The sequence below is a fragment of the Acetivibrio cellulolyticus CD2 genome, assembly GCF_000179595.2.
In the GTDB taxonomy this organism is placed as follows: domain Bacteria; phylum Bacillota; class Clostridia; order Acetivibrionales; family Acetivibrionaceae; genus Acetivibrio; species Acetivibrio cellulolyticus.
The window spans coordinates 1,150,050-1,172,473 of record NZ_JH556653.1 but is presented as its reverse complement, the minus strand read 5'-3'; the positions used below and the strand labels follow the sequence as shown (position 1 = coordinate 1,172,473).

Genomic DNA, 22,424 nt, shown 5'->3' with positions numbered 1-22,424 from the left:
TGCACCAATCTCGAAGATGACGCCTCAGCTATTATTAAAGTTAATAGAAGACGTTGGGAAATTGAAGAGTCCTTCCGTATTATGAAGTCAGAGTTTAAGGCAAGACCCGTTTATTTGCAGAGGGATGATAGAATTAAGGCACATTTTACGACTTGCTTCATTTCGCTAATGATATACAGGCTGTTAGAGAAAAAGCTTTCGGAAAAATATACCTGTGGAGAGATAATATCTGGGCTAAGAAGTATGAATTTTATTGAAATCAAAGGCGAAGGTTATGTTCCGACGTACACAAGAACGGATTTCACCGATGATTTACATGAAAAAATTTGGTTTCCGAACAGACTATCAAATCGTTAACATGAGACAACTTAAAAAAATTTTTAAAGACACAAAAAACTAAAAAAGTACTCAATTTTTTAAAGAACAAGAAAAGCTTGAACCCGCCTAAATTCAAGAGGTTTCAAGCTTTTTCTTCTCTTCAACTGTCAAAGATGAGAATAGGTTTGTGCTTTACTGTTTCCTCTGTACTTCTTGCCAAAGTTATACAACCTTTTTGCTGTATCAAGGCATTTCTCACTGTATTCCAAATCTCTGTCCTTATAATTCAGATACATCAATGACAGAGCTGCAGATGCATTTCCGGCAACATCAGAACCTGGAGTCTCTGGATTAGCAACATAAAAAGTTGGTCTCTCAGTATCCTGCATTTCCGGTGGTCCCCAATAGCTGTGATCAGTGTCACCATTACCAACCTGATAATAAAATGTTGTATCATTTACAAAGCATTTTATAAAATAGTCACAAAAATGCTTATTGATATTAAGCATATATTCATCCTGGCCTTTTTCAATAAAAGTATCCTTGAACTCATAATATGCCCAGCCTAATGTTGATGCAGAATAGGTCTGAGGCAGTCCAAACTTTACGTGGTCTCCACAATCATGAAAGCCACCGGTAAGATCAACACTAATATCACTACCGTCATTAACATGGCAGGGTCCTCTCCACTTTAACCTATTGTTGCCTGCATCTTCTCCGCACCAGTTTGCTTCATAGAATAAAATTGATTTGGCAAAGGCATCCGTATAATTAAATTCAGATGCAGCTTCTGTCTTTGTCGGAAAACTTCCAATTGATAGCAACATACAAAAAGTTAACACAAATGATACAGTTACTTTAATTTTACTCACACTTAATACCCCCCAATAAAAATATTTATATTTTTTTATAAAATATATTCAGTAAATAATATTTTACATATTTTATATAAGGTTAATACAAATTGTTGAACTTGCATATAAAAATTATATCACTATTCCATAATTTTAAGTATACTGAAAACCTTTAAAACGTTGACTATAGAAATTACTGGGTGTATAATGCTGCTTAAAATTGACAAAGGATTAGAGGAATAAATGGAACAATTATTTTGCAAGCTTAATTTTCCGTACACTTGTAATACAGGCTCAATGGTGATTAATGGTGATTGTATGAGTGTTTTGCCTTATTTAAAGGAAAAGACTATAGATTTGATCTTTGCAGATCCACCATATAATTTGGGGAAAGACTTCGGGAATGACAGTGATAACTGGAAGAATAAGAGTGAATACTTACATTGGTGTTATGCCTGGATTGATGAGTGTTTCAGAGTTTTAAAGGATAATGGGACTATTTATATAATGAACTCTACTCAGAACATTTCTTATATAGATGTATATCTACGTGAAAAGTATAATGTTATTAATAATATTGTCTGGTACTATGATAGCTCAGGGGTACAGTCAAAATATAAATACGGCTCACTTTATGAGCCTGTTATAATGGCGAACAAATCAGCTAAAGCACGATATACTTTTAATTGGGAGAATATAAAGGTGGAGGCGAGGACTGGAGCAGTCAGAAAACTGATCGATTATAGAAAAACACCTCCACAGCCCTACAATAATGAAAAAGTTCCAGGGAATGTATGGGAATTTTCACGTGTGCGTTATAGAATGAGTGAATATGAAAACCACCCTTCACAGAAACCGGAAATTTTGTTAGAAAGAATTGTTAAGGCTTCAAGTAACCCGGATGAAATTGTACTTGATCCTTTCTCCGGTACTTTTACAACAGCAGTAGTGGCAAATAGGCTTGGTCGCAAGTCCATTGGCATTGAGTTGAACGATTGCTATTATGGAATTGGTCTAAGACGTGTTCTGGGTTTAAGTGAGTAAATACAAAAATACCGTGGTTGGAACACCACGGATTGCATAGAACGGAATTGTACATAGTAAGAATACTTAGCTATGTTATTACACCCAAATGCAAAAATAAAATGCAAAAAAAATCTACTAGCTTTATCAATTATCACTAAAGTGCTAAAATTCATCCTGTTTTAAGAGAATTTTGTAAACTTTATGTTATTCATAATATAATGTTGTGACTATTATGTCAATATTTGTAACTAAAATGTAATGATAATGCAATATTTTAATGTTATACTAAGGCATAAATGAACACGGTTTTACTTAGATTAAGTAACTTTGAGAGAAGGAAGATTATTAATGAGTATAGTGTCTATAGTAAAATGCCCTCAATACGATAAAAAAATTGTGAGAGAAGCACTTCTTGAAACTTTTGAGAATCTTGGCGGTGTGGATAAATACATCAAACCAGGAATGAAGGTTGCACTTAAAGCTAACATGCTTATGAAGAAAAGACCTGAGGATGCTGCAACTACACATCCAGTATTGGTTGGAGAACTGGCCAGGATAGTAAAAAGTGCAGGAGCTGAAGTAACGGTAGTTGATAGCCCTGGTGGACCATATACCCAGTCCAGGTTGGAGGATATATATATTGCTACAGGCATGAAAGCAATGGCAGATGAGGTTGGAGTGCAGTTGAATTATGATACATCTGATTTAGAGGTTCAAAATCCTGATGGTAAGTTTATTAAGAAGCTCAGGGTAATTAAACCTCTTGTGGAGGCAGATCTTGTAATTAACATACCAAAGCTGAAGACCCATGGTCAAATGGTCTATACAGGTGCTGTAAAAAACATGTTTGGATCAATAGCTGGTATATCAAAGGTAGAGTATCACTTTAACATGAAGGAATATGATAAATTTGCAGATGCGCTGATTGACATTTTTCTCAGCGTTAAGCCGGCTTTAAATGTCATGGATGCCATAATAGGGATGGAGGGGCCGGGACCATCTGCTGGCAAGCCTAAGGAAATTGGAGTGATTCTGGCATCTGAGAATGCTTTTGATCTGGATTTGACAGCTGTAAACATAGTGAAGATTGCTCCTCAAAGTGTTCCGGTAATTAAGAATGCAATTGACAGGGGTTTGTGTGAAAATAATATCGATAAAATTGAATTCATTGGGGAGAAGGTTGATGATGTAAGGGTTAAAGAATTTGATGTACCTGCTCTGAATGGACTTAAGGAAATTAGATTCATTAAAAACGGTTTAATCAAATCAATTGCAGGTAACCTGCTTCCAAAACCTGTATTTATTCAGGATAAATGCATTGGTTGTGGAGACTGCATGAGAAGCTGTCCTCCAAAGGTTATTCAAATGAAAAATAAAAAGCCTGAGGCAAAGCTGTCAAAGTGTATACGCTGCTTTTGCTGCCAGGAAATGTGCCCCGCAAAGGCAATAGAGATAAAAAGAAACCGATTTATGGATAGAATAATAAATTTCGCAGCATCGTTGTTTATGGATTCAAAGTGGAAACGCAGACATTAGTATATTTGCAATTTAAAGTTTCTATAAGGGCTGATTTTGTGGTATTATATTATTATGAAATAAATATGTGAGATAACTTAAATTATAGCAGAACAGCTGTCTTAAATATGAACAGCATATTGGAAATTAATAAGTGCAATTGGAGGAGAAAGTATGAATTCCAGTAAGATTAAGAAAGGTTCCATTATAGCCGGAGCTGTTATCTTGGTGGCAGGTATAACGGTTGGGGGAATAATGTATTTTAACAACAAACCCGTCAGTGAAAAAGCAAGTGAAGTCGGAAGCAAAGATGAGAAGGAAGATCTATATGGATATCAAGTGCTTAAAGTTGGAGGAGAGTTTGTAGATAAAAAGCTTTTTCAAGACGAAAAAAGCCAAATATATCTTAAGGTAGATAAACAAGCTGACCTTATGCAAGCATCTCAGGAAGAAATAGATGATAGGATTTTATCAGCAGTAATAGATGATGCTGTTGTAAACAACTTTTTGATCAATAAGTCAGGCAAACAGGTAACAGAAGCTGAAATTGATGAGTATATTAAAGTCTATATCAAATCAAAATATGATAACGATGAGGATTTTAAGGTATTCTTGACGACTTCGGATTATGAAAGTGAAGATGAGCTGAGAGATGTAGCTAAGTTATTTCTTCTCAAACTTAAAGTTATGCCTGATATTGCAGCAGAATATGGGATTACGGTTACTGACAAAGAATTAAACGAGGAATATGAGAGCTTTAAAGCTGCAAACACTGAATACACCTTCAGGCATATATATATATCGAATGAGAAAAAGAGTGATCAGGAAGCTTTGAATTTGGCTAACAATATTTACAAACAGCTTTCTGAGGGCGCAGATTTTAAAGAACTTGCAAAAAAATACTCTGATGATCAAGATACAAAGAATAATGGAGGATTGAATGAATATGTACCTTTTTCTTCAATAAATGAAGAGTTAAAGGCTGCATACTCAAATGCTAAGGTAGGCGAGCTTATAGCTCCTGTCAAAATGAAAAGTGGTTATAATATTGCTTTAATTGAACATATAGGTAAATTCTATCCTGACATTGAAAGTTATAAGAAAAATATGCTGCTTTCCAAGTTTAATGAATCGGACAAGTATAAGGAATGGCTTGAGAAAATAAAATCCCAGGAAACTATTGAAATTCTTGATACAGCCATGAGGGCATACAGAGAATTTGCCAGTGGAGAATATTTAAAAGCAGGTCAGGATTACGAAGCTGCATATAAGGAAGATAAAAATTATGTAAATCTTGAAAAAGCAGCAGAGAGTTATGGAATGCTTAAAAACTGGGAAGAAACCATAAGAGTATGTGATATCGGAATAAATGTAAATTCTTCAGCATCAACATTTTATACTTATAAGGGAGTAAGCCTTTATAGAACGAATAAAACAGAAGAAGGACTCAAGTTATTGAAAAAAGCTGAAGAAGTAGCGGGAGATAATTTTAATTCTTTAGCGCTTGTGGAAAGTGCATACAAGGATTTAGGTCTTCAAGAGGACGCTGCAAGAGTAAATAAGAAATATTATGAAAAGGAAGGGGAATAGTTAATTTCCCTATCTCTAAAGCAGCTGTGGCTAATGCTATAGCTGCTTTATTCAAGACATTTTATGTCAAAGAACTATTTCCATTAATAAACATTAAAAAAAATATAAATTACTATTGACTTTTTGTTCATGTATCTGCTACAATGTTAAAGCGTGCTGGGGATGGTACGATAATCAAAACCAGTATTAAATAAATATGGCGGCGTGGCTCAGTTGGCTAGAGCATGCGGTTCATACCCGCAGGGTCGTTGGTTCAAATCCGACCGCCGCTACCATTAATTGGCCCATTGGTCAAGCGGTTAAGACACCGCCCTTTCACGGCGGCTACAGGGGTTCGAATCCCCTATGGGTCACCATAAAATCATTTGGGCGCTTAGCTCAGCTGGGGGAGCACCTGCCTTACAAGCAGGGGGTCATAGGTTCGAGCCCTATAGTGCCCACCAAAAAAGGAAGCTATACATTTTATGTATAGTTTCTTTTTTTAAAAAAAATTTCTATTAGGATAAAAAGTTATAGACTTTAGTCAACAAATTTCCACATCAAAATCGAGAGTTCAAACTTAAATTGAAAATTTGAGCAGGGCTTATTTAAGTTGATTTTGTGTAATCCTACGGTGTGTTTTGTGGATAAGTGTCAGAATAATTTTGTGTTTTGCCAACCAAATATGACAAATAATTTTTTTGATATACCCTATAATCAGTCGTGCACAGCAAAATCCAAAATATTTAGTGGGGGGTCACAAAAGATGAAAACACAAGCTATTCCGTATCAAAAATTAGGTGATTTCGGAAGGATGTATGGAAAAACAAAGGAAGGGATGCTCGCTAGCATTTCAATTTCAAAGAGTAACATTATAATACTGCTGATTAGTTTTGTGTTAGGAAGAATTTCTTTATTTCAGGGATTTATGCCATTTGGAATTGCATTCTTTATCGCAGCATCAGGTACAAGCATAAGCAGAATTTTGATGGCTCTGGCAGTATCCTTTGGTATGGTGACAGGTGGCGGTTTTGAAGAGGTATATATAACGATTACTTCCATGATAATATTCAGTGCTCTGGACATGCTATTTACGAGTGCTAAATCAAAGAGCAGATTGAAATCACCGGTAATTGCATTAGCCAGTGTGATGATACCTCAAATGGTGATGGTTTCTTTTCAAGGTTTTCTACTATATGATATTTTAAAAAGTATATGCTATTCAGGACTGGTATTTTCATTAGTATTTATATTTAAAAATACACTAGCGATAATTGAGGGAACGAAAAAACGAAATGTCTTTTCTAATGAAGAAATGATAAGTATGGCAATGCTAATGAGCTTAACCTTGGCGGGAATAGGGAACGTCGAGTTGGTGGGGATAAATCTTATAAATGTTTTAGGAATTCTGGCGATTCTGTTGTTTAGTTTTTGTGCAGGTCCTGGGGTAGGGGCAGCAGTGGGGGTAATTGTCGGGATGGTGGTGAATATAACCGAACCTGGTTTGCCTATAGTTATTGCTTCCTATGCATTCTGCGGTTTGATGTCGGGTGTATTTAAAAATCTGGGAAAGGCAGGTGCAGGTATTGGATTTATTGCTGCAAATGCGGTACTTACACTCTACTTAAACGGCTCAACAGAGGTTCTTATATATATAAAGGATATTTTGGCGGCAGTGATTATATTTATGCTTTTTCCTAAAAAGCTAATTACTGATTCAATAGGATATTTTGCAATAGCTGCTACTGGCGCAAGAGATAAAGCAGGATATAGTGCAAGGATAAAAGAGTTAACTATTGAGAGACTTAATAAGTTTTCAAAGGCATTTGGAGAACTATCGAAAACATTCAACGAGATATCTGAGACAAGCACAGCAACAAGTAAGCAGGATATATCTTTACTATTTGACAGGGTGGCAGACAAAGTTTGCAAAGATTGCAGCCTCTGCCTGCATTGCTGGGACAGAAACTTTTACAACACATATCAGGTGATGTTTAAAATAGTAGAACAGCTTGAGGATAAAGGGCACATTGAGGAAGAGGATATCCCTGATTATTTTATGGATAGGTGCGAAAGGATAAGTGATTTTGTACAGCAGGTGAATAATATATATGAGCTTTTTAAAGTAAATCTGGTATGGAAAAACAGGGTTGGGGAGAGTAGAGGACTTATGTCCCAACAATTGGACGGACTTTCTAGAGTTATAGCGAATCTGGCAAATGAGATTGATTATGATGTTAAATTTAAGGGTGAAATGGAGGATCAACTGCTGGTTGAGCTTGATAAAGTAGGCATTAAAGCAAATGATGCTGTTATATTTCAAAACAAATGGGGGAAGAATGAAGTAACTATTTTTCATAAAGGATGTGGTGGCAAGAGAAGTTGCATAAATACTATTGAGAAGGTAGCGACTGGAGTTTTAGGGAGGAGAATGATAAAAGACAGTAGTGAGTGCGTACAGAATCACAAAACAGGCATTTGTACATTGAAGCTTGTAGAGGAAGAGACCTACAGAGTTACTACAGGGGTTGCAAAGCTTGGTAAATTTGAAGGAAGTGTATCTGGTGATAATTACACATTTATGAATACCGGAGATGGAAAGTATATAGTGGCATTGAGTGATGGTATGGGCTCAGGCCAGAAGGCAGACTGTCAGAGCAGGGCAGCGATAAGCCTTCTTGAACAGTTCATGGAAACGGGTTTCGATAAGGATACGGCTATAAAGCTTATAAACTCAATACTTGTTTTAAAGTCTGACGATGATTCCTTTGCTACTATAGATTTATCTGCAATTGATTTGTATGACGGAAAGGTAGAGTTTGTTAAAATTGGAGCAGTTTCTACATACATTAAGAGGAGTCAAAGGGTAGAAACGGTAAAATCCGTATCTCTGCCGGCTGGAATATTAAGTGAGATTGAAACTGAGTTAGTATGCAAGACTGTAAACAATGGTGATTTTATAATTATGGTAACCGACGGTATTATAGACTCGTTTAAAACAGAAGAAGGAGGAGAAAAAGCACTTGTGCAATATATTGATGAAATAGAAAATATAAATCCTCAAGGGATTGCGGATGCTATCCTGAACAAGGCCCATTCCAACTGCGGAAACAAGGCTATAGATGATATGACGGTATTGGTAGCCAAGGTTTGGAAAAGAGTTGGATAAATTTATGTATAATTATAACCAAAATGCCACAAACTATCTCTGAATATATCTTTTGGAGGAACTTTATGGTATGTGATGAGACTAGAAGGGTTGTAGTTATCAGGAATATATCTTCAAATATAGTTGAAGAAGCTATACTTGTTCTCAGAGACAAGAAAAGTGATAAGAACAAGAATAAAAATAAAAATGTAATAATAACATCTGCTAACAGCTCAAAAAAAGCTAATAATTACTTGCTAAAGGAAGCTGAGGACATAATTAATAATTTTGTGAAAGAAAAGGACTTAAAGGGCGGCTTTGTTCATGAATTGAACTTAAAGCCGTTTATACCTGAAAGAAAACTGTTTACAAATACTGTGATTAATATCGCTCTGATTGCAAGTATTGTACTTTTGTTTTTTATAGTTGCAAAATTCTTATAAGACATATATTTGATGATAATTATCAGCTTTACATTATTTAATTGATTTTGAAGTTGTTTAGTTGTATTATTAATAGTAAATAATTAAGGACACGGAAGCAATACCCCAATCTATTTTTACAAAATAGACTTTAAAAGAATTTTTTAAGATGGGTATTAGTATTGTGAAGCCCTAAGGAGAATCTTTTTGTGGAGAAACCAACTTTTTTAGATATACTGCTTTTTCCAAGATCTTTTTTTGCAAAGATAACGGATAAGCTTCCAACTTTGTATTTGGGGATTATATTTGTGGGGTTGTCGGATGTTGCATTCCTACTTTTGGATCATATTCCCGGACTATTTTATAATAAGTCGCTTACTGTTTTAATATTTAATTCCACGTTGGCGCTTTGCGTTGGTATTTTACTTGGACTTATAGATATCGTTTTCTTTGCGCTGCCTTTGTTCGATTTGTTCAAATTCTTCAGAGTGAAAGAGGGAATCAAGAATATAAACGGGCAATTGATTAAGTTGATGAAAGTCTACATATCTGCGTATTTTATTATTGTTCCTGTACAGGCTTTTTTTGCTGCTACTGTGTACTTAGGTGGCATGGTAGGCATGTCTTCCGATTTTAGCGCTTCCATGGCGTTGATTGAGTTTATCCTAGTGCCCATATGGTTAGGTGCAATAGTATCAAGAGGGATAAATACAATTTATGATTTTGACGACCGATTAAAGAGTATGATATTTGTAATTGTATATACATGGAACCTGCTGCTTTCCTATGCACTGACTTACACAGCAGGAAATTGGATTCTGCTGCTTTTTAAATAATTTTTTTTCATATATGTGTCAGTTGCCAATTTACGCATATTGGATTATAATGTTATGGTGATTATTATCCAAGTCCCGGTGGCCTAATGGATAAGGTAGTGGATTCCGGTTCCACTGATGCGGGTTCGATTCCTGTCCGGGACGCCAAAGTAGATATGTCAAGCCTTTCGGGGTTTGGTATATTTCTTTTTTTACCCACAAACAGCAACACCAAAACTACAACATTTTTAGAATTTTAAGAATTCTTTAAGAAATAGTTAAGTGCTATTTAAGAAGCTACTAATAAAATAATAATGGGGCTGAAAATCAAATGAACGGCATATAGTAAATGCCTCAAAATTAATAAACTACCCGAAGGGAGAGGTTATTTGCTATGCAAAAAAAGGTTTGCTTATTTTGCTCATTATAGCACTGATGTTCTTGTTTCCATCTTTTTAAACAATGTAATGTCATAGAAATGTGAAAATGGTGTAATAGAGAAAATGTGGTAATGATTTTGCCTCAATGCCTTTTATATCTGCGAATTTGGATATTATACAAGATAAAATGCAATATATAATTGACAATTTGGTAAGTATATCATATAATGAAATTAGAGATCAGTGAGGGGAGGATTAAGATGGAATGAAAAATAAAAAAATGAAGATTGCTCGTATTGAATGTGATTTGTCTCAGGAGCAGCTTGCTGAAAAGGTCGGCGTTACAAGGCAAACCATAGGAATGATTGAGTCCGGGAATTACAATCCAACACTTAATCTCTGCATTGAAATATGTAAAGCATTAAATAAGACTTTAAATGATTTGTTTTGGGAGGGATAAGTATATGTTTTGGAAGATAGCAAAATTTAAAGATGAACGAGTTGTTATGCAGACTTATAAATAGCGAATTGCGATGAAAAATAAATATTAAGTATGAAAGGGTGCAGGTGAATATTTTATGAAAAAGATAGTGGATGAGAGGATAATAGGATTACAGAAAAAGTATGGTTTTGAAGCGATGTTTATAGCATCATTGCTGATGTTTATAGATTTTATGGTAAGGATTGTATTTTATAAGAAAGGGTTTATTGAAAGTATAGACTTATATTTTGTAATGGTATTACCTTGGATTTATTACTATGTAAGGGGATTATTTGGAGGAATATTTGTAAATGGCACAAAAAGGGAAAAGGCTAAAGTTAAAATTATTGGGGGTTTCTTTGGTGCCATACTCTTATTGATCAGTTTGTTGGGGCTTTCAAATGATAAAATACTCGATTTTCATACACATATAGCATTTTTTGCAGGGTTTGCAGTAGGTTTAGTAATTGTAGCCGTTGGAACAGCTATTATAGTAGCTATTGCAAAAAAACGTCAAAAATCTGTTGAGGAAGATTAGAATCTAAGAATTTTGACTTTCATTTAACAATTTAAAAAAATGAAGCTTGACTTACTCTTGAGCTTATAGTGAAAAAACTAACACTCGACATTATCCTAGCGATATGGTAAAATGTAAATATAAAAGAAGTACATAATAATCAAAAATTTCTATATACTATCTATAACAAGTATCACAACCAATCGTATATTAAGCGTAAAAAACAGCTTGCTACTTTTTGAACACATAAAAGTTAAAGTACATAACAACTAAATATGTTATAAAGATTAAACCCAAGGGGGGGTATGATCATGGGTGTTTTCCAAGAAAGCTTAACCCAAAAAACGAACAATGCTACTTTATGTACTGCAGCCGTAAGCTCTGACATGATCAGATGGAGGGATGTTGAAGTTGACGATATTTCAACTTCCGGGCTTAAATTTTATTCTGACAAATCATACAAAGTAGGGCAGGTGCTGAAATTTGACTTAAAAGTTTACAGCATGATTACAGAGTTCAGTATTCCTCTTGAAGGACGGATTATTGAAGAGAAAAAATCTGTTGATGGATTTTCTTATGCTATCAAGTATGACAAAATCGAAAAACATGCACAGATTCAACTTGATGAAATTTTTAAAGCAAATATTGCCGCAAAAACTACTTCTGAAGTTGCTACTGGTGATGGGATATATTCCTTCATATTGAATCCTGGATTCAGGCCTGCAAAAGCTTAAGAATTCATTTGGTTTACTTGAAAGTTGTAGAAAAGATGTTTAAAATAAAAAAAATGTCTTAGAAAATGAGAGACAGGATTTAGTTTTTAATAAGATTTTTTAATCTTATTTTTTTTGTTTTCTACCTTGTGACGTATTTTTCGCTAATTATTAATTAATGCGCTTTTTTACAAAGGTTGTAGTCAAATTAGTGTTATTTTGCTAAAATGTCTTCAATGGGAGGAGTTATATGAAGATAGGCAATGTATTGCTTGATAATAATATTTTTTTAGCGCCAATGGCGGGTGTTACTGATATGCCATTTAGAATTTTGTGCAAAGAGCAGGGATGCGGTCTTTTATATACTGAAATGATCAGTGCCAAAGGCATTTATTATAATGATGTAAAGAGCTTTAAATTGACGGAAATAGATCCGTTAGAAGAACCAACTGCAATACAGATCTTTGGATCTGAACCGGATATAATGGCAAAGGTTGCTGAGAGGTTGAGTCAGCTAAATACTGCGATTATTGATATAAATATGGGATGCCCGACACCAAAGATAACTAAAAACGGTGAGGGAAGTGCTCTAATGCGCAATCCTTTACTGGTAAGGAAGATAATCAGTGAGGTATCAAGGGCATCGAGTAAACCTGTTACTGTTAAAATCCGTAAGGGGTGGGATGAAAATAGCGTAAATGCTGTTGAAATTGCAAAGATAGCAGAGGATAGCGGGGCAGCGGCTATAGCTGTTCATGGGAGGACCAGGGAACAGTTTTATTCCGGCAAGGCGGATTGGGATATTATTAAGAAGGTAAAGGAAGCAGTATCTATACCTGTTATTGGCAATGGAGATATTTTTACAGAGGAAGATGCAAGGAAAATGCTTGAAGAGACAGGCTGCGATGCTATTATGGTTGGTAGAGGAGCTCAGGGTAACCCTTGGATTTTTAAGAATATTTTAGAATATCTAAAATTTAATCCAAAACTATCCGATATATACGATGAAGATAAAATAGATATGATTAAAAGACACATGGAAATGCTTGTGAAACTTAAGGGAGAAAGCTCAGGAATCAAGGAAATGAGAAAACATATTGCGTGGTATGTTAAAGGAATGAAAAATTCAGCTATACTAAGAGAGAAAGTTTTTCACTCAAATTCCCAGGATGAAGTGATAAACTTGCTAGATGAATATTTACACAGCATGTATACTATAAATAATTAATAAAGTAGTGTATGTAAGTGTAATTTATAACTTAATTAGGGCAAAATATTGATTTTAGTATATCAGAATGGTAATATATATACTGAATAAGTTTTTTCAGGCACAGTTTATTCAATAATACTTAAGGAGTAGATAAAATGGTAACGTTACCTTTTGTAAAAAGTAGCCTTTTAAGTATTGATATCGGCTTCAGGAATATAAAAATTGTTGAAGTTGAAGTCGGGCGAAACAATGAGATATTTATCAAGAACTTCGGAATAGCATCTACACCTAAGGGGTCTATAAAGAATGGGGCTATTAAGGACGTTAAAAGCGTTACCAACGAAATTAAAAAAGTAATGAACGAGATTAATGTTAAGGCTAAGAATGCAAAAATTGTTATGTCAGGTACTAATATTATCTCTCGTATTTTTATGATAGACAAAATTCCTGGGGAGGATTTGGCTGTTGCCGTCAGGAACACTATTTCACAGAATATGCCTATTGATATGGATGCCCATCAGATAGATTATAAAGTTCTTCACGAACTCAAGGAAGATGGGTCTACTAAAATGAAGGTGTTTGTTACTGCTGTATTAAAAAGTATTATTCAAAGCTATATAGAGATATTGGTTGAGCTTGGTTTGAAGCCTATGTCGGTTGACATACCTGCTAACAGTACAGCTAAGTTTTTTAATAGAGATATAATGGTAACAGAAAGTGAAACGTGGTTTAAGAAAAAGAAGTATAGCAAGCTAAGTCAAAATACTTTTGCGGTTATTGATTTTGGGTCCGAAACAACGATAGTAAATGTTCTTAAAGATAGGGTTCTTGAGTTTAACAAGGTCATATTAAGGGGCAGCAGTAATCTTGATGAAGCTATTGCTGCAAAGGTTGATAAAAGGGTTGATGAAGCTGAACGCCTTAAGAAAATGCGTGGAATGATATTACCTGATACTAATGTTGCTGAGGAAGAAGAGTTGATTTTCCAAAGCATAAAGGGTGTAATCGATGATATAACAAAGCAGATTTTCCAATGCTTTGATTTTTACGAAAAAAGATGTTATGGCGATAAGGTTGGAAAAATATACATTATAGGTGGAGGATCTTTACTTAAAGGTTTAAGAGAATATATGGAGGATGTATTTAATTTACCGATTTATCCGGTCAGCCTTTTAAGCATTGAAGGAATTGATATAAACAAAGGATTGGATAGCGAGAGACTGAACTATCTGATAAATTCTGTAGGTATAACTTTATAATGTGTAAATGTGATTATTGAAACGGCACATTATGTGTCGTTTTTTAGTTTGAGAAATTCAAGTAGAGTATGTTACATAAAATCGTAAAGGGTTAAGTGACCCGGAGATTTTGATTTATAGCTTTTTATAAGGAGAGTCTAATATGCATGATGTATCAAAGGAACATTTAAATAGTATTAATGCCAAGACCCCAAGTGTATCACAGGTAGAGATGACTGAATTGGTTTTACCTAATGATACAAATCTTTTGGGTAATCTTCTAGGCGGAAGGTTGATGCACTGGATTGATATCGCAGGAGCAATGGCTGCTTCAAGGCATTCGGAACGTATAGTTGCAACTGTTGCGTTAGACAGCCTCGACTTCAGACACCCTGCACGTATGGGAGAATTGGTTATTTTAAAAGCCAAACTAACATGGACAGGAAGAACTTCCATGGAGGTAAGTGTAAACGTTTTTGCAGAGAATATAAAGTCAGGCAAAACCATATTGACAAATAAAGCATACATCACTTTTGTTGCTTTAGATGAATCAGGAAAGCCTACGCAAGTTCCTCCTTTAATACCTGAAACTGAAGAAGAGAAGCTTAATTTTTCTCAGGCAGAATCAAGGCGGGAGGAAAGACTTAAGAGAAAAAGCATGGAAATGTAAAAATAATAAAAAAATGAGATGGTTTGATGTTGAACCATCTCATTTTTTTATGCTTGTATTATTCTTCTACCAACCAATAACTTTATGCTCAAGCTGGATGCAGTTATCATGGTAGTTGCGGAAAATCTGATTGCATATTAAATTGACGTCCAAGGAGGCATAGCATTTATGACAAGGGGCTAGTGAACAATAAAACTCATTAAGAATAGTGAAAATAGGTCATAAGTAATTTTGCTGTTAAATATTAATAAGGAGGACAATTTTTTTGGGGGATAATATATGGGAAAAAAATCATTTGTGGGAAGCGCAATAGTTTTAATGTTGGCGGGATTTATAGTGAAAATATTAGGTTTTGTATATCGAATATATCTTTCAAATCTTATAGGTGCGGAAGGAATGGGGCTTTTCCAACTTATATCTCCTATATACTCCCTGATTATTCTAACTTTGACCTCGGGTATTTCAATAGCTGTATCAAAAATGGTAGCGGAAGAGATGGCTAAAAATCATTCTGTTAATTTAAGGCGAATTACATCATGTGCACTCTTTATAGTCATATCTTCTGGAATAGTAGTTTCAGTACTTTTGTATTTATTCATTGACCCGATTGTAAACGTTATTTTAAAAGACTCAAGAACATATTACTCAATGCTGCTTTTGATACCATGTATTCCGGTTGTTGCAGCGGCGTCTGCATTAAAGGGTTATTTTTATGGGATTCAGGAAGTAGTACCTACGGCATTTTCTCAGATAGCAGAGCAGGTAGTCAGAATAACACTGGTAATAACTATGGCAGGATATTTTTTAAATATAGGTCTGGAATATGCTTGTGCGTTGGCAACAATAGGAATGGCTGCAGGAGAAATAGCGAATTTATTGGTTCTTTTGGTAGTGTATAAACTTAAGAAAAACAAGGAAGGTAATGTATCCAAAAGAGGATTTGTGAGGAAAAGATATATAGTAAGAGACCTTACGAAGGTTTCAATTCCCATTTCTTTTAACAGATTTGTAACCTCTATTATGGCAGCAGTGGAAATGATTTTAATACCAAGAATGCTTCTGGTTGGAGGTTTGAATTACCAAAATAGTATGGAGGAGTTTGGAAAGCTTACAGGGATGGCAATGCCACTGGTGTTTTTTCCTTCACTTGTCACTTCATCACTGGCAACCACTCTTGTTCCTGCAATTTCTGAGGCTATGTCTCTCAAAAATTACAAAACTGTGAATTACAGAATGTCCATGTCAATTCAACTGAGTTTAATACTTGGATTTATATTTACGTCTGTTTTTATTGTTTTTCCAAATGAAATCGGTGATATGCTTTACAGGAAGGAGCATATCGGTGAAATACTATATTTGCTCTCATTTACAAGCATATTTATGTATCTGCAGCAAACATTATTAGGAATAATGAATGGACTTGGAAAGCAGGGAATTTCTTTGAGGAATTCTATGGTAGGATATGCAATCAGAATAGCTTTTGTAATATACTTTATTCCTGCCTATGGAATTAAAGGTTATATTATAGGTATGGTTGTAAGTTCCGCAGTTGTTAGTGTTCTAAATATGTGTACGGTGGTAAAAACTACTGGAATGGTTCTTGATATAAGAAATTGGTTAATAAAGCCTGGGATTATAGGGCTTATAATGTTTGTAATTGGAAAGTATATATATTACTTTTTCACAATATTTAAACTTGGTGCTGCTATAACTATACTACTAGCTATATTTGGTGATGTGCTTATAGCTTTTATATTGTTATTCGTGTTTGGCGTGCTTGATAGAAAGGAAACAATGAAGCTAATAGGTATAAATAAATTTTCCAGGTGAAAGGAGTATTTCAACCTTTTCTTGTTTATGCACAAGTATAATTACTTTTTCATAGTCTGAATTAGAAATCTTATGAAAAACAAAAGAAAATACAGATAAATAAAACCAATTTTAATTAATGGTCAAAGAAGGTCAAAATCAAATTTTGAAAATTGATTATTAGACATGGTATAAATATATTGTAAGGTCAAAGAAAGTCAAAGTTAATGGAGGTGTTTTTATATGTTTGGAATTGTGCCGTATAATAGGAAAAATAATGGAATTGCAGGAAGAGGAGAAATTTGGGATGTTAGTAGAAGCATTTTTGAAGATTTTTTTAATGATTCCTTTTTTAGAGGGACTTTTCCTTCCGCGACTGAAATTAGAGCCGATATACGTGAAAACGAGAAGGAATATGTAGTGGATATTGAGGTGCCTGGGATTAAGAAGGAAGATATAAAACTGGATTTAAGGGATGATGTTCTTACTGTTTCAATTGACCGCAATGAAGAAGTAAATGAAGAAAAGGGAAATTATATCAGGAGAGAAAGAAGGTATGGTTCTGTAAGCAGAAGTTTCTACGTAGAAAACATCAAAGCTGAAGACGTGAAGGCGAAGTATTTGGATGGTATTCTTACTGTAACTTTACCAAAAGAATTGGATACTAAACGGAATACTCATAAAATTGATATTCAGTAGTAAAACATTTCTATATCCTAAGTAGGATATGATTTTACCTTTGATAAGGTGAAATCAAAAAAATAGTTTCTAAAGAAGCATAATATATTTGAAGCTTCAGGTGGAGATTAATCTTTGTCTGAAGCTTTAATTTTATTAAAAAAAAATTTTTAAATTTGTAATAATTTCCTGACTTGAGCATATATATAATTTGCGTTTAATTTAAATAGCTGAAGGATAGGTGAAGAGTGCTTGTTTAGTAATGATTACACACATATTAAGTTTTTGTTACGCTTATTGAGAATTGAGGGAAAATATAGTATAATATTCCAGAAGACATTTTTATTTGGGGGAGTATAGTTTGAGAGGAGGGTCATTAATGAATAATATTACACAGAAGTTAAAAGAGGAGATTGTTGAAAAAAACACACTTCTTAATTCCTTCGACCAAAACTATGACTCAGACAAGGAAAGTGCGGAAATTGTGAAAGTTCAGCTGGATAACCTTCTTTACCAGTATTACAAGACATTAAGATATAATATTGAAGAAGGTTAGAGTGAACAGAGAATTTGCATCGTTAAGTAGACTAATAAGGGTGCATATAGCGCAAACATAGTGTACATCAGACTGGGCCGGTAAGAACATGTTCTTACCGGCCTGTTAAGTTTTTTTAGATTTATAATTACATATTTGTTAATACACTGGTATTGACGAATAGCAAGTGGTATAATAAATGACTGATGACTTAGGAAATAATAATTGTACGAGTTTGCTTTATTTAGTGGTATATGGTTTGAATAGCTTAATATAGTCATGACCTGGGAGTGGAGTTGTATTGGATAAGTGTTCAGGAAAATCAGTTGAAATAAATATTATTCAAAAAATTACAGCTTATTTGAGATTATTAAGACCGAAACAGTGGATTAAGAATCTATTTGTATTTGCGCCTTTGATATTTGCAAAGCATGTGTTTGAATATGTATACCTCAAGAAAGTTGTTGCTGCCTTTATAATATTTTGTCTTATTTCATCGAGTGTTTATTTGTTAAATGATATTATTGATTGTGAGAAGGACAGGCACCATCCTAAAAAGAAAAACAGACCAATTGCATCAGGTGTGATAAGCAAAGTTGAAGGTGGTATACTTTTGGCAGTTTTACTGCCATTGGTTCTGGCTGTAGCTTTTTACGTTGAAAGGTATTTTGGGTTTGTAATTTTACTGTATTTTATAAATAATGTGCTTTATTCGTTTAAAGTTAAACATTTAGTTATACTTGACGTAATGAGTATTGCGGTGGGGTTTTTGCTTAGGGTTATTGGAGGAGCTCTTGTAATAAGGGTATATATTTCTCCGTGGATACTTTTGTGTACATTACTTCTTTCCTTGTTTTTAGGTTTTAGTAAACGGAGAAACGAACTTGTCATACTGGAGACGGGGGCAGAAAATCATAGAAAGATACTGGAAGAATATTCTCTTGAGTTTATAGACAATATGCTCTCTATTATAACCGCATCAACTGTAATGGCATATTCTTTATATACGTTTTCAACTAATAACGGAAATTATAATATGATGATTACTATACCTTTTGTTTTATATGGTATATTTAGGTATCAATATATTATTTACAAGAAAAAAGAGGGAGGAAGTCCGGAAGAGACAGTTTTGTCCGACATACCTCTTATAATTAGTATTGTTCTGTGGGGGATACTTAGTATTGTTATATTGTATATTTAGAAATATAAGGAGATTTAACTAAATGAAAAGTACTGCAAAAACAGTAAGCATTGTTATGATTATCACGATAGTTTCAAGGCTTATGTCCTTTTTAAGTGTGATCATATATACAGCATTTTTTGGAACAGATGATGTATATATAAATATTTACTCGTATGCGACACAGTTTCCAAATATTATTTTTACTGTGTTTGGAACAGCTTTGACTACAGTAGTAATACCAATATTTTCAGGTAATCTTGAAGCAGGAAACAAAACTAGAGCATATAAATTTGCGGACAATGCTATCAGCCTTGCAACAGTTTTTACAATGCTGCTAGCTATTGCAGGAATACTTTTGGCTCCAATTTTTCCTTTGATGACAGAGTTTAAGACAAAAAGTTATGATTTTGCAGTTACTGCACTAAGAATAATGTTTCCGATTATGATATTTTTTGCTTTAAACTACATATTTCAAGGTATTTTGCAATCCTTGGGCAAGTTTAACTGGCCTGCTCTTGTGAGTATACCAAGCAGTGTTATTGTTATAGGATATGTCCTGTTTTTGGGCAATAGATTTGGAGTTAAAGGCTTGCTGATTGCGACGTTTATTGGTCTTTCCACACAGGCACTTATTCTGATACCACCCATTTTGAATACCGATTATCGGTTCAGGCCGTCTTTAAATTACAGGGATGAAGATATAAGAAAAGCTATAAAGCTTATGATTCCAATTATGATAGGTACTTCTGCCTATCCTCTGAATAATTTTTTTAATGTTACAGTTGCGGCAAACCTTGGCAATATGGTAACAATACTTACGTTTGCACAAAACCTTGTGTCATATGCTGTGCTGGCTTTTGTATACTCAGTTACGGCGGTTATTTTTCCGAAGTTTTCAGCCCTTGTTGCAAGAGGTGAAATGGATGAATTTAAGGCCAGTATTATAAAGGTCCTCACAACTATTTTTTACTTTTTATTACCTGTAACAGCGGGATTTATTTTAGTGAGGAAAGAACTATTAAACCTAGTTGTAGGGTGGGGCAAGTTTACACCAGATGCTGTAAACCTTGGGAGTATGCTGATGGCATTTTATGCAATTGGTATAATTGGTACAGGTGTAAAGGAAGTTGTTGACAGAGCTTTTTATTCATTAAAAGATACTAAAAAGCCTGCAGTGATAGGTATAATTATAATTGCAGTTAATATTTCTTTCAGCCTTGTATTATTGCGTATTATAGGTGCTTACGGGATACCGCTTGCAAACTCAATATCTATACTGACTGGTGCTATGGTGCTGGTATTGATGCTTAGAAAGAAAATCGGTGCCTTTGGATGTAAAAAGCTTGCTAAGGTAGTATTTAAGATAGCATTATCGTGCATTATTATGTCAGCAGTTGTTTTACCTGTGATTTACGTTGTCAACAGATTTACATATGGAGATGTTCTGATTGATAGGACAATTAAGCTTATTTTACCTGCAGCAGTTGGAGCTTTGGTGTATTTTGCTTCTACATATATATTAAAAGTTGATGAGACTGTGAATGTATTAAATAAGCTCAAAACCAAGGTTGGCTTTTAGGAAGAATTAGATGTAAAAAGCAATAGTTTTGGAGGATTTGAAATGAAAAAGTTGAAATACTATATTTGTTTAATGTTGTATTATTCTTTTGGCCGGCATCTTCCAGGATCAGATATGGTTTATAGCCTGGGGTCCAAACGGATACGACGTTTGTTGTGTAAAGGGATATTTGAAAAGACAGGCAAAAATATAAATATCGAGCACGGTGCTTTTTTCGGAGCAGGGATAGGCATTGAAATAGGTGACAACTCGGGTTTGGGTGTGAACAGCAGAGTTTCAGGGCCTTTAAAAATTGGCAATGATGTAATGATTGGACCCGACGTAATGATCTTTACTCAGAATCACAGAAACGACAGGTTGGATATTCCAATGAGGCTTCAGACTGACCCGAAAAAGCCCGTAGTAATAGAAGATGACGTCTGGATTGCGGCCAGGGTGATTGTACTGCCGGGTGTTACAATCCATAAAGGAGCAATAGTTGGTGCAGGAGCAGTTGTAACTAAAGATGTACCCGAGTATGCTGTTGTTGGGGGCAATCCTGCGCGTGTTATCAAGTATAGAAATGGGAAACCTGTCTAGAGATAGTATATGTTATGTTAAAAAGCATTGGATACTAATACCTATTATGGAGGTGATAATATGTTAAAGGTTTTGTATTTGCTTAATCATGCAGGTAAGGCTGGAACCGAAAGGTATGTTGAAACACTTGTTGAAAAGCTGAATAACGATAAAATCAAGGCATATTTTGCATATAATGAAGAGGGCTTGCTGGTAGAAAGATTGAAGGAACTAGGGCTAGATACTTATAGGATTGAGATGAAAAACCCTTTTGATATAAAAGCCGTTATTGAGCTTAACAATTTGTGCAGAAAACTGGATATTGATCTTATTCATACACAGTTTTTGAGAGAGAACTATATAGCATTGTTGTCAAAGCTGTTAAATCCAAAGGTTAAGGTATTTTATACAAACCATTTTATATTGTATAATAACAAATTCTTAAGAATAACCAACAGAATGCTTAATCCGCTCAGGTCAACTATTATTGCAGTTTGTAACAAAGGTAAGGATATGATGATCTCAAATGGCGTAGATGGCAAGAAGATAAAGGTAATCTTTAACGGTATTGATGTAAACTACTGGGCTGAGAAAATAGAATCCACAATGAGAAAGGAATTTGGCATTGGAGAGGACGAGTTTGTATTTTTATGTGCATCAAGGTTTGCCAATGACAAGGGCCACAAATTTCTCATTAATTCTGTTGCTGAACTTAAGAAGCTGACAGACAGGAAGTTTAGGTGTGTACTTGCAAATGATGGGCCTTTGTTTGAGGAGTGCAAAAATCAAGTAAGGGAATTGGGTCTTGAAAATGATGTAATATTTACGGGTTTTCGTAAGGATATTAAAAACTTGATATATGGAAGTGATCTGTATATAAATTCATCTGAGCATGAGGCTTTGAGTTTCGCAATTATTGAGGTTTTGGCATGTGGAATTCCTGTTATAGCTACAAATATGGCAGGAAATGGTGATATAATTAATGACGAGACTAATTGTGGAATACTGGTGGAATATAACAATTCAAAGGGACTGGCAGAAGCTGTTAACCGCATTATGAGTGACAAAGACCTGCAAAGGATGCTTAGGGAAAATGCGTTAAAAACTGTTAAAGAGAAATTTAACCTTGATAAGGTGGCTGCAGAAACATATAATTTATACAGGGAAAGTTGCAAAGGTAAAGAATAAATAATATAGGAGTGT

The 22,424-nt window shown here is 34.5% G+C and carries 19 protein-coding genes, 4 tRNA genes and 2 pseudogenes; 24 read left to right on the top strand and 1 reads right to left on the bottom strand.

Translation table 11 applies throughout. The annotated features are described in order from the left end of the window. Nucleotides 1-400, top strand: a pseudogene (locus ACECE_RS26890) (IS1634 family transposase); the annotation flags it as partial. A gap of 97 nt (nucleotides 401-497) precedes the next feature. Here ACECE_RS26890 and ACECE_RS26885 read toward each other — a convergent pair. Further along, nucleotides 498-1,145 (bottom strand): annotated as a pseudogene (locus ACECE_RS26885) (glycoside hydrolase family 9 protein); the annotation flags it as partial. Nucleotides 1,146-1,415: 270 nt separating this feature from the next. Between ACECE_RS26885 and yhdJ the strand changes: the two are divergent. From yhdJ to ACECE_RS0207135, 23 genes are all read left to right on the top strand, one after another. Beyond that, entirely contained in the window at nucleotides 1,416-2,216 is an 801-nt protein-coding gene (gene yhdJ / locus ACECE_RS26880; RefSeq protein ID WP_010246116.1) for an adenine-specific DNA-methyltransferase, read from the top strand. A 330-nt stretch (nucleotides 2,217-2,546) separates the two neighbouring features. Continuing rightward, nucleotides 2,547-3,734 carry a DUF362 domain-containing protein gene (locus ACECE_RS0207240; protein ID WP_010246113.1) on the top strand — a complete coding sequence of 396 codons (1,188 nt, stop codon included), beginning with the start codon at nucleotides 2,547-2,549 and terminating at the stop codon, nucleotides 3,732-3,734. Nucleotides 3,735-3,887: 153 nt separating this feature from the next. Further along, nucleotides 3,888-5,303 carry a peptidylprolyl isomerase gene (locus tag ACECE_RS0207235; protein WP_010246110.1) on the top strand — a complete coding sequence of 472 codons (1,416 nt, stop codon included), beginning with the start codon at nucleotides 3,888-3,890 and terminating at the stop codon, nucleotides 5,301-5,303. Between the two features lie 198 nt (nucleotides 5,304-5,501). Next, nucleotides 5,502-5,578 (top strand) — tRNA-Met (locus ACECE_RS0207230). Between the two features lie 6 nt (nucleotides 5,579-5,584). Then, nucleotides 5,585-5,659: transfer RNA gene (locus tag ACECE_RS0207225), tRNA-Glu, on the top strand. A gap of 11 nt (nucleotides 5,660-5,670) precedes the next feature. Next, nucleotides 5,671-5,746 (top strand) — tRNA-Val (locus tag ACECE_RS0207220). Between the two features lie 302 nt (nucleotides 5,747-6,048). Continuing rightward, nucleotides 6,049-8,451, top strand: coding sequence for a stage II sporulation protein E (gene spoIIE / locus ACECE_RS0207215; RefSeq protein WP_010246107.1), 2,403 nt, complete (start codon nucleotides 6,049-6,051; stop codon nucleotides 8,449-8,451). Nucleotides 8,452-8,516: 65 nt separating this feature from the next. Next, nucleotides 8,517-8,873: a hypothetical protein gene (locus tag ACECE_RS0207210; protein WP_010246104.1), complete on the top strand. Its 357-nt coding sequence runs from the start codon at nucleotides 8,517-8,519 to the stop codon at nucleotides 8,871-8,873. A 188-nt stretch (nucleotides 8,874-9,061) separates the two neighbouring features. Further along, nucleotides 9,062-9,688 carry a hypothetical protein gene (locus tag ACECE_RS0207205; protein WP_010246101.1) on the top strand — a complete coding sequence of 209 codons (627 nt, stop codon included), beginning with the start codon at nucleotides 9,062-9,064 and terminating at the stop codon, nucleotides 9,686-9,688. A gap of 72 nt (nucleotides 9,689-9,760) precedes the next feature. Then, nucleotides 9,761-9,835: transfer RNA gene (locus ACECE_RS0207200), tRNA-Arg, on the top strand. Between the two features lie 477 nt (nucleotides 9,836-10,312). Next, nucleotides 10,313-10,507 carry a helix-turn-helix transcriptional regulator gene (locus ACECE_RS0207195; protein ID WP_010246098.1) on the top strand — a complete coding sequence of 65 codons (195 nt, stop codon included), beginning with the start codon at nucleotides 10,313-10,315 and terminating at the stop codon, nucleotides 10,505-10,507. 118 nt (nucleotides 10,508-10,625) lie between these two features. Continuing rightward, nucleotides 10,626-11,066, top strand: coding sequence for a DUF6773 family protein (locus ACECE_RS0207190; RefSeq protein ID WP_010246095.1), 441 nt, complete (start codon nucleotides 10,626-10,628; stop codon nucleotides 11,064-11,066). Nucleotides 11,067-11,356: 290 nt separating this feature from the next. Further along, the gene (locus ACECE_RS0207185; RefSeq protein ID WP_010246092.1) at nucleotides 11,357-11,779 is read left to right on the top strand and encodes a PilZ domain-containing protein; all 423 of its coding nucleotides are present in this window, start codon (nucleotides 11,357-11,359) and stop codon (nucleotides 11,777-11,779) included. Between the two features lie 229 nt (nucleotides 11,780-12,008). After that, on the top strand, nucleotides 12,009-12,986 hold the full coding sequence (gene dusB / locus ACECE_RS0207180) for a tRNA dihydrouridine synthase DusB (protein ID WP_010246089.1): 978 nt from the start codon (nucleotides 12,009-12,011) through the stop codon (nucleotides 12,984-12,986). Between the two features lie 137 nt (nucleotides 12,987-13,123). Further along, complete coding sequence (pilM, locus tag ACECE_RS0207175; RefSeq protein WP_010246086.1) at nucleotides 13,124-14,227, top strand: pilus assembly protein PilM; 1,104 nt, start codon at nucleotides 13,124-13,126, stop codon at nucleotides 14,225-14,227. A gap of 142 nt (nucleotides 14,228-14,369) precedes the next feature. Further along, nucleotides 14,370-14,876, top strand: a complete 507-nt coding sequence (locus tag ACECE_RS0207170) for an acyl-CoA thioesterase (protein WP_010246083.1) — start codon at nucleotides 14,370-14,372, stop codon at nucleotides 14,874-14,876. Between the two features lie 279 nt (nucleotides 14,877-15,155). Next, a complete protein-coding gene (gene spoVB, locus ACECE_RS0207165) occupies nucleotides 15,156-16,706 on the top strand; it encodes a stage V sporulation protein B (protein ID WP_010246080.1) in 1,551 nt (516 codons plus the stop codon). A 222-nt stretch (nucleotides 16,707-16,928) separates the two neighbouring features. Continuing rightward, nucleotides 16,929-17,384, top strand: coding sequence for an Hsp20/alpha crystallin family protein (locus ACECE_RS0207160; RefSeq protein ID WP_010246077.1), 456 nt, complete (start codon nucleotides 16,929-16,931; stop codon nucleotides 17,382-17,384). A gap of 358 nt (nucleotides 17,385-17,742) precedes the next feature. Then, a complete protein-coding gene (locus tag ACECE_RS31010) occupies nucleotides 17,743-17,919 on the top strand; it encodes a hypothetical protein (protein ID WP_010246074.1) in 177 nt (58 codons plus the stop codon). Between the two features lie 280 nt (nucleotides 17,920-18,199). Beyond that, complete coding sequence (locus ACECE_RS0207150; protein ID WP_010246071.1) at nucleotides 18,200-19,102, top strand: decaprenyl-phosphate phosphoribosyltransferase; 903 nt, start codon at nucleotides 18,200-18,202, stop codon at nucleotides 19,100-19,102. A 22-nt stretch (nucleotides 19,103-19,124) separates the two neighbouring features. Further along, complete coding sequence (murJ, locus tag ACECE_RS0207145) at nucleotides 19,125-20,663, top strand: murein biosynthesis integral membrane protein MurJ (protein WP_010246068.1); 1,539 nt, start codon at nucleotides 19,125-19,127, stop codon at nucleotides 20,661-20,663. A 42-nt stretch (nucleotides 20,664-20,705) separates the two neighbouring features. Further along, nucleotides 20,706-21,242, top strand: a complete 537-nt coding sequence (locus ACECE_RS0207140; protein ID WP_010246065.1) for an acyltransferase — start codon at nucleotides 20,706-20,708, stop codon at nucleotides 21,240-21,242. A gap of 60 nt (nucleotides 21,243-21,302) precedes the next feature. Further along, complete coding sequence (locus ACECE_RS0207135) at nucleotides 21,303-22,409, top strand: glycosyltransferase (RefSeq protein ID WP_010246062.1); 1,107 nt, start codon at nucleotides 21,303-21,305, stop codon at nucleotides 22,407-22,409. The last annotated feature ends 15 nt before the right edge of the window (nucleotides 22,410-22,424 follow it).

Excerpts from the sequence above, each read along its gene's own strand:
- ACECE_RS31010 (WP_010246074.1), top strand. The coding sequence starts at position 17,743 with ATGAATAATATTACACAGAAGTTAAAAGAGGAGATTGTTGAAAAAAAC.
- spoIIE (WP_010246107.1), top strand. The coding sequence starts at position 6,049 with ATGAAAACACAAGCTATTCCGTATCAAAAATTAGGTGATTTCGGAAGG.
- ACECE_RS0207140 (WP_010246065.1), top strand. The coding sequence starts at position 20,706 with ATGAAAAAGTTGAAATACTATATTTGTTTAATGTTGTATTATTCTTTT.
- dusB (WP_010246089.1), top strand. The coding sequence starts at position 12,009 with ATGAAGATAGGCAATGTATTGCTTGATAATAATATTTTTTTAGCGCCA.
- pilM (WP_010246086.1), top strand. The coding sequence starts at position 13,124 with ATGGTAACGTTACCTTTTGTAAAAAGTAGCCTTTTAAGTATTGATATC.
- ACECE_RS0207195 (WP_010246098.1), top strand. The coding sequence starts at position 10,313 with ATGAAAAATAAAAAAATGAAGATTGCTCGTATTGAATGTGATTTGTCT.
- ACECE_RS0207160 (WP_010246077.1), top strand. The coding sequence starts at position 16,929 with ATGTTTGGAATTGTGCCGTATAATAGGAAAAATAATGGAATTGCAGGA.
- spoVB (WP_010246080.1), top strand. The coding sequence starts at position 15,156 with ATGGGAAAAAAATCATTTGTGGGAAGCGCAATAGTTTTAATGTTGGCG.
- murJ (WP_010246068.1), top strand. The coding sequence starts at position 19,125 with ATGAAAAGTACTGCAAAAACAGTAAGCATTGTTATGATTATCACGATA.
- ACECE_RS0207190 (WP_010246095.1), top strand. The coding sequence starts at position 10,626 with ATGAAAAAGATAGTGGATGAGAGGATAATAGGATTACAGAAAAAGTAT.
- ACECE_RS0207210 (WP_010246104.1), top strand. The coding sequence starts at position 8,517 with ATGGTATGTGATGAGACTAGAAGGGTTGTAGTTATCAGGAATATATCT.
- ACECE_RS0207135 (WP_010246062.1), top strand. The coding sequence starts at position 21,303 with ATGTTAAAGGTTTTGTATTTGCTTAATCATGCAGGTAAGGCTGGAACC.
- ACECE_RS0207235 (WP_010246110.1), top strand. The coding sequence starts at position 3,888 with ATGAATTCCAGTAAGATTAAGAAAGGTTCCATTATAGCCGGAGCTGTT.
- yhdJ (WP_010246116.1), top strand. The coding sequence starts at position 1,416 with ATGGAACAATTATTTTGCAAGCTTAATTTTCCGTACACTTGTAATACA.
- ACECE_RS0207170 (WP_010246083.1), top strand. The coding sequence starts at position 14,370 with ATGCATGATGTATCAAAGGAACATTTAAATAGTATTAATGCCAAGACC.
- ACECE_RS0207240 (WP_010246113.1), top strand. The coding sequence starts at position 2,547 with ATGAGTATAGTGTCTATAGTAAAATGCCCTCAATACGATAAAAAAATT.
- ACECE_RS0207185 (WP_010246092.1), top strand. The coding sequence starts at position 11,357 with ATGGGTGTTTTCCAAGAAAGCTTAACCCAAAAAACGAACAATGCTACT.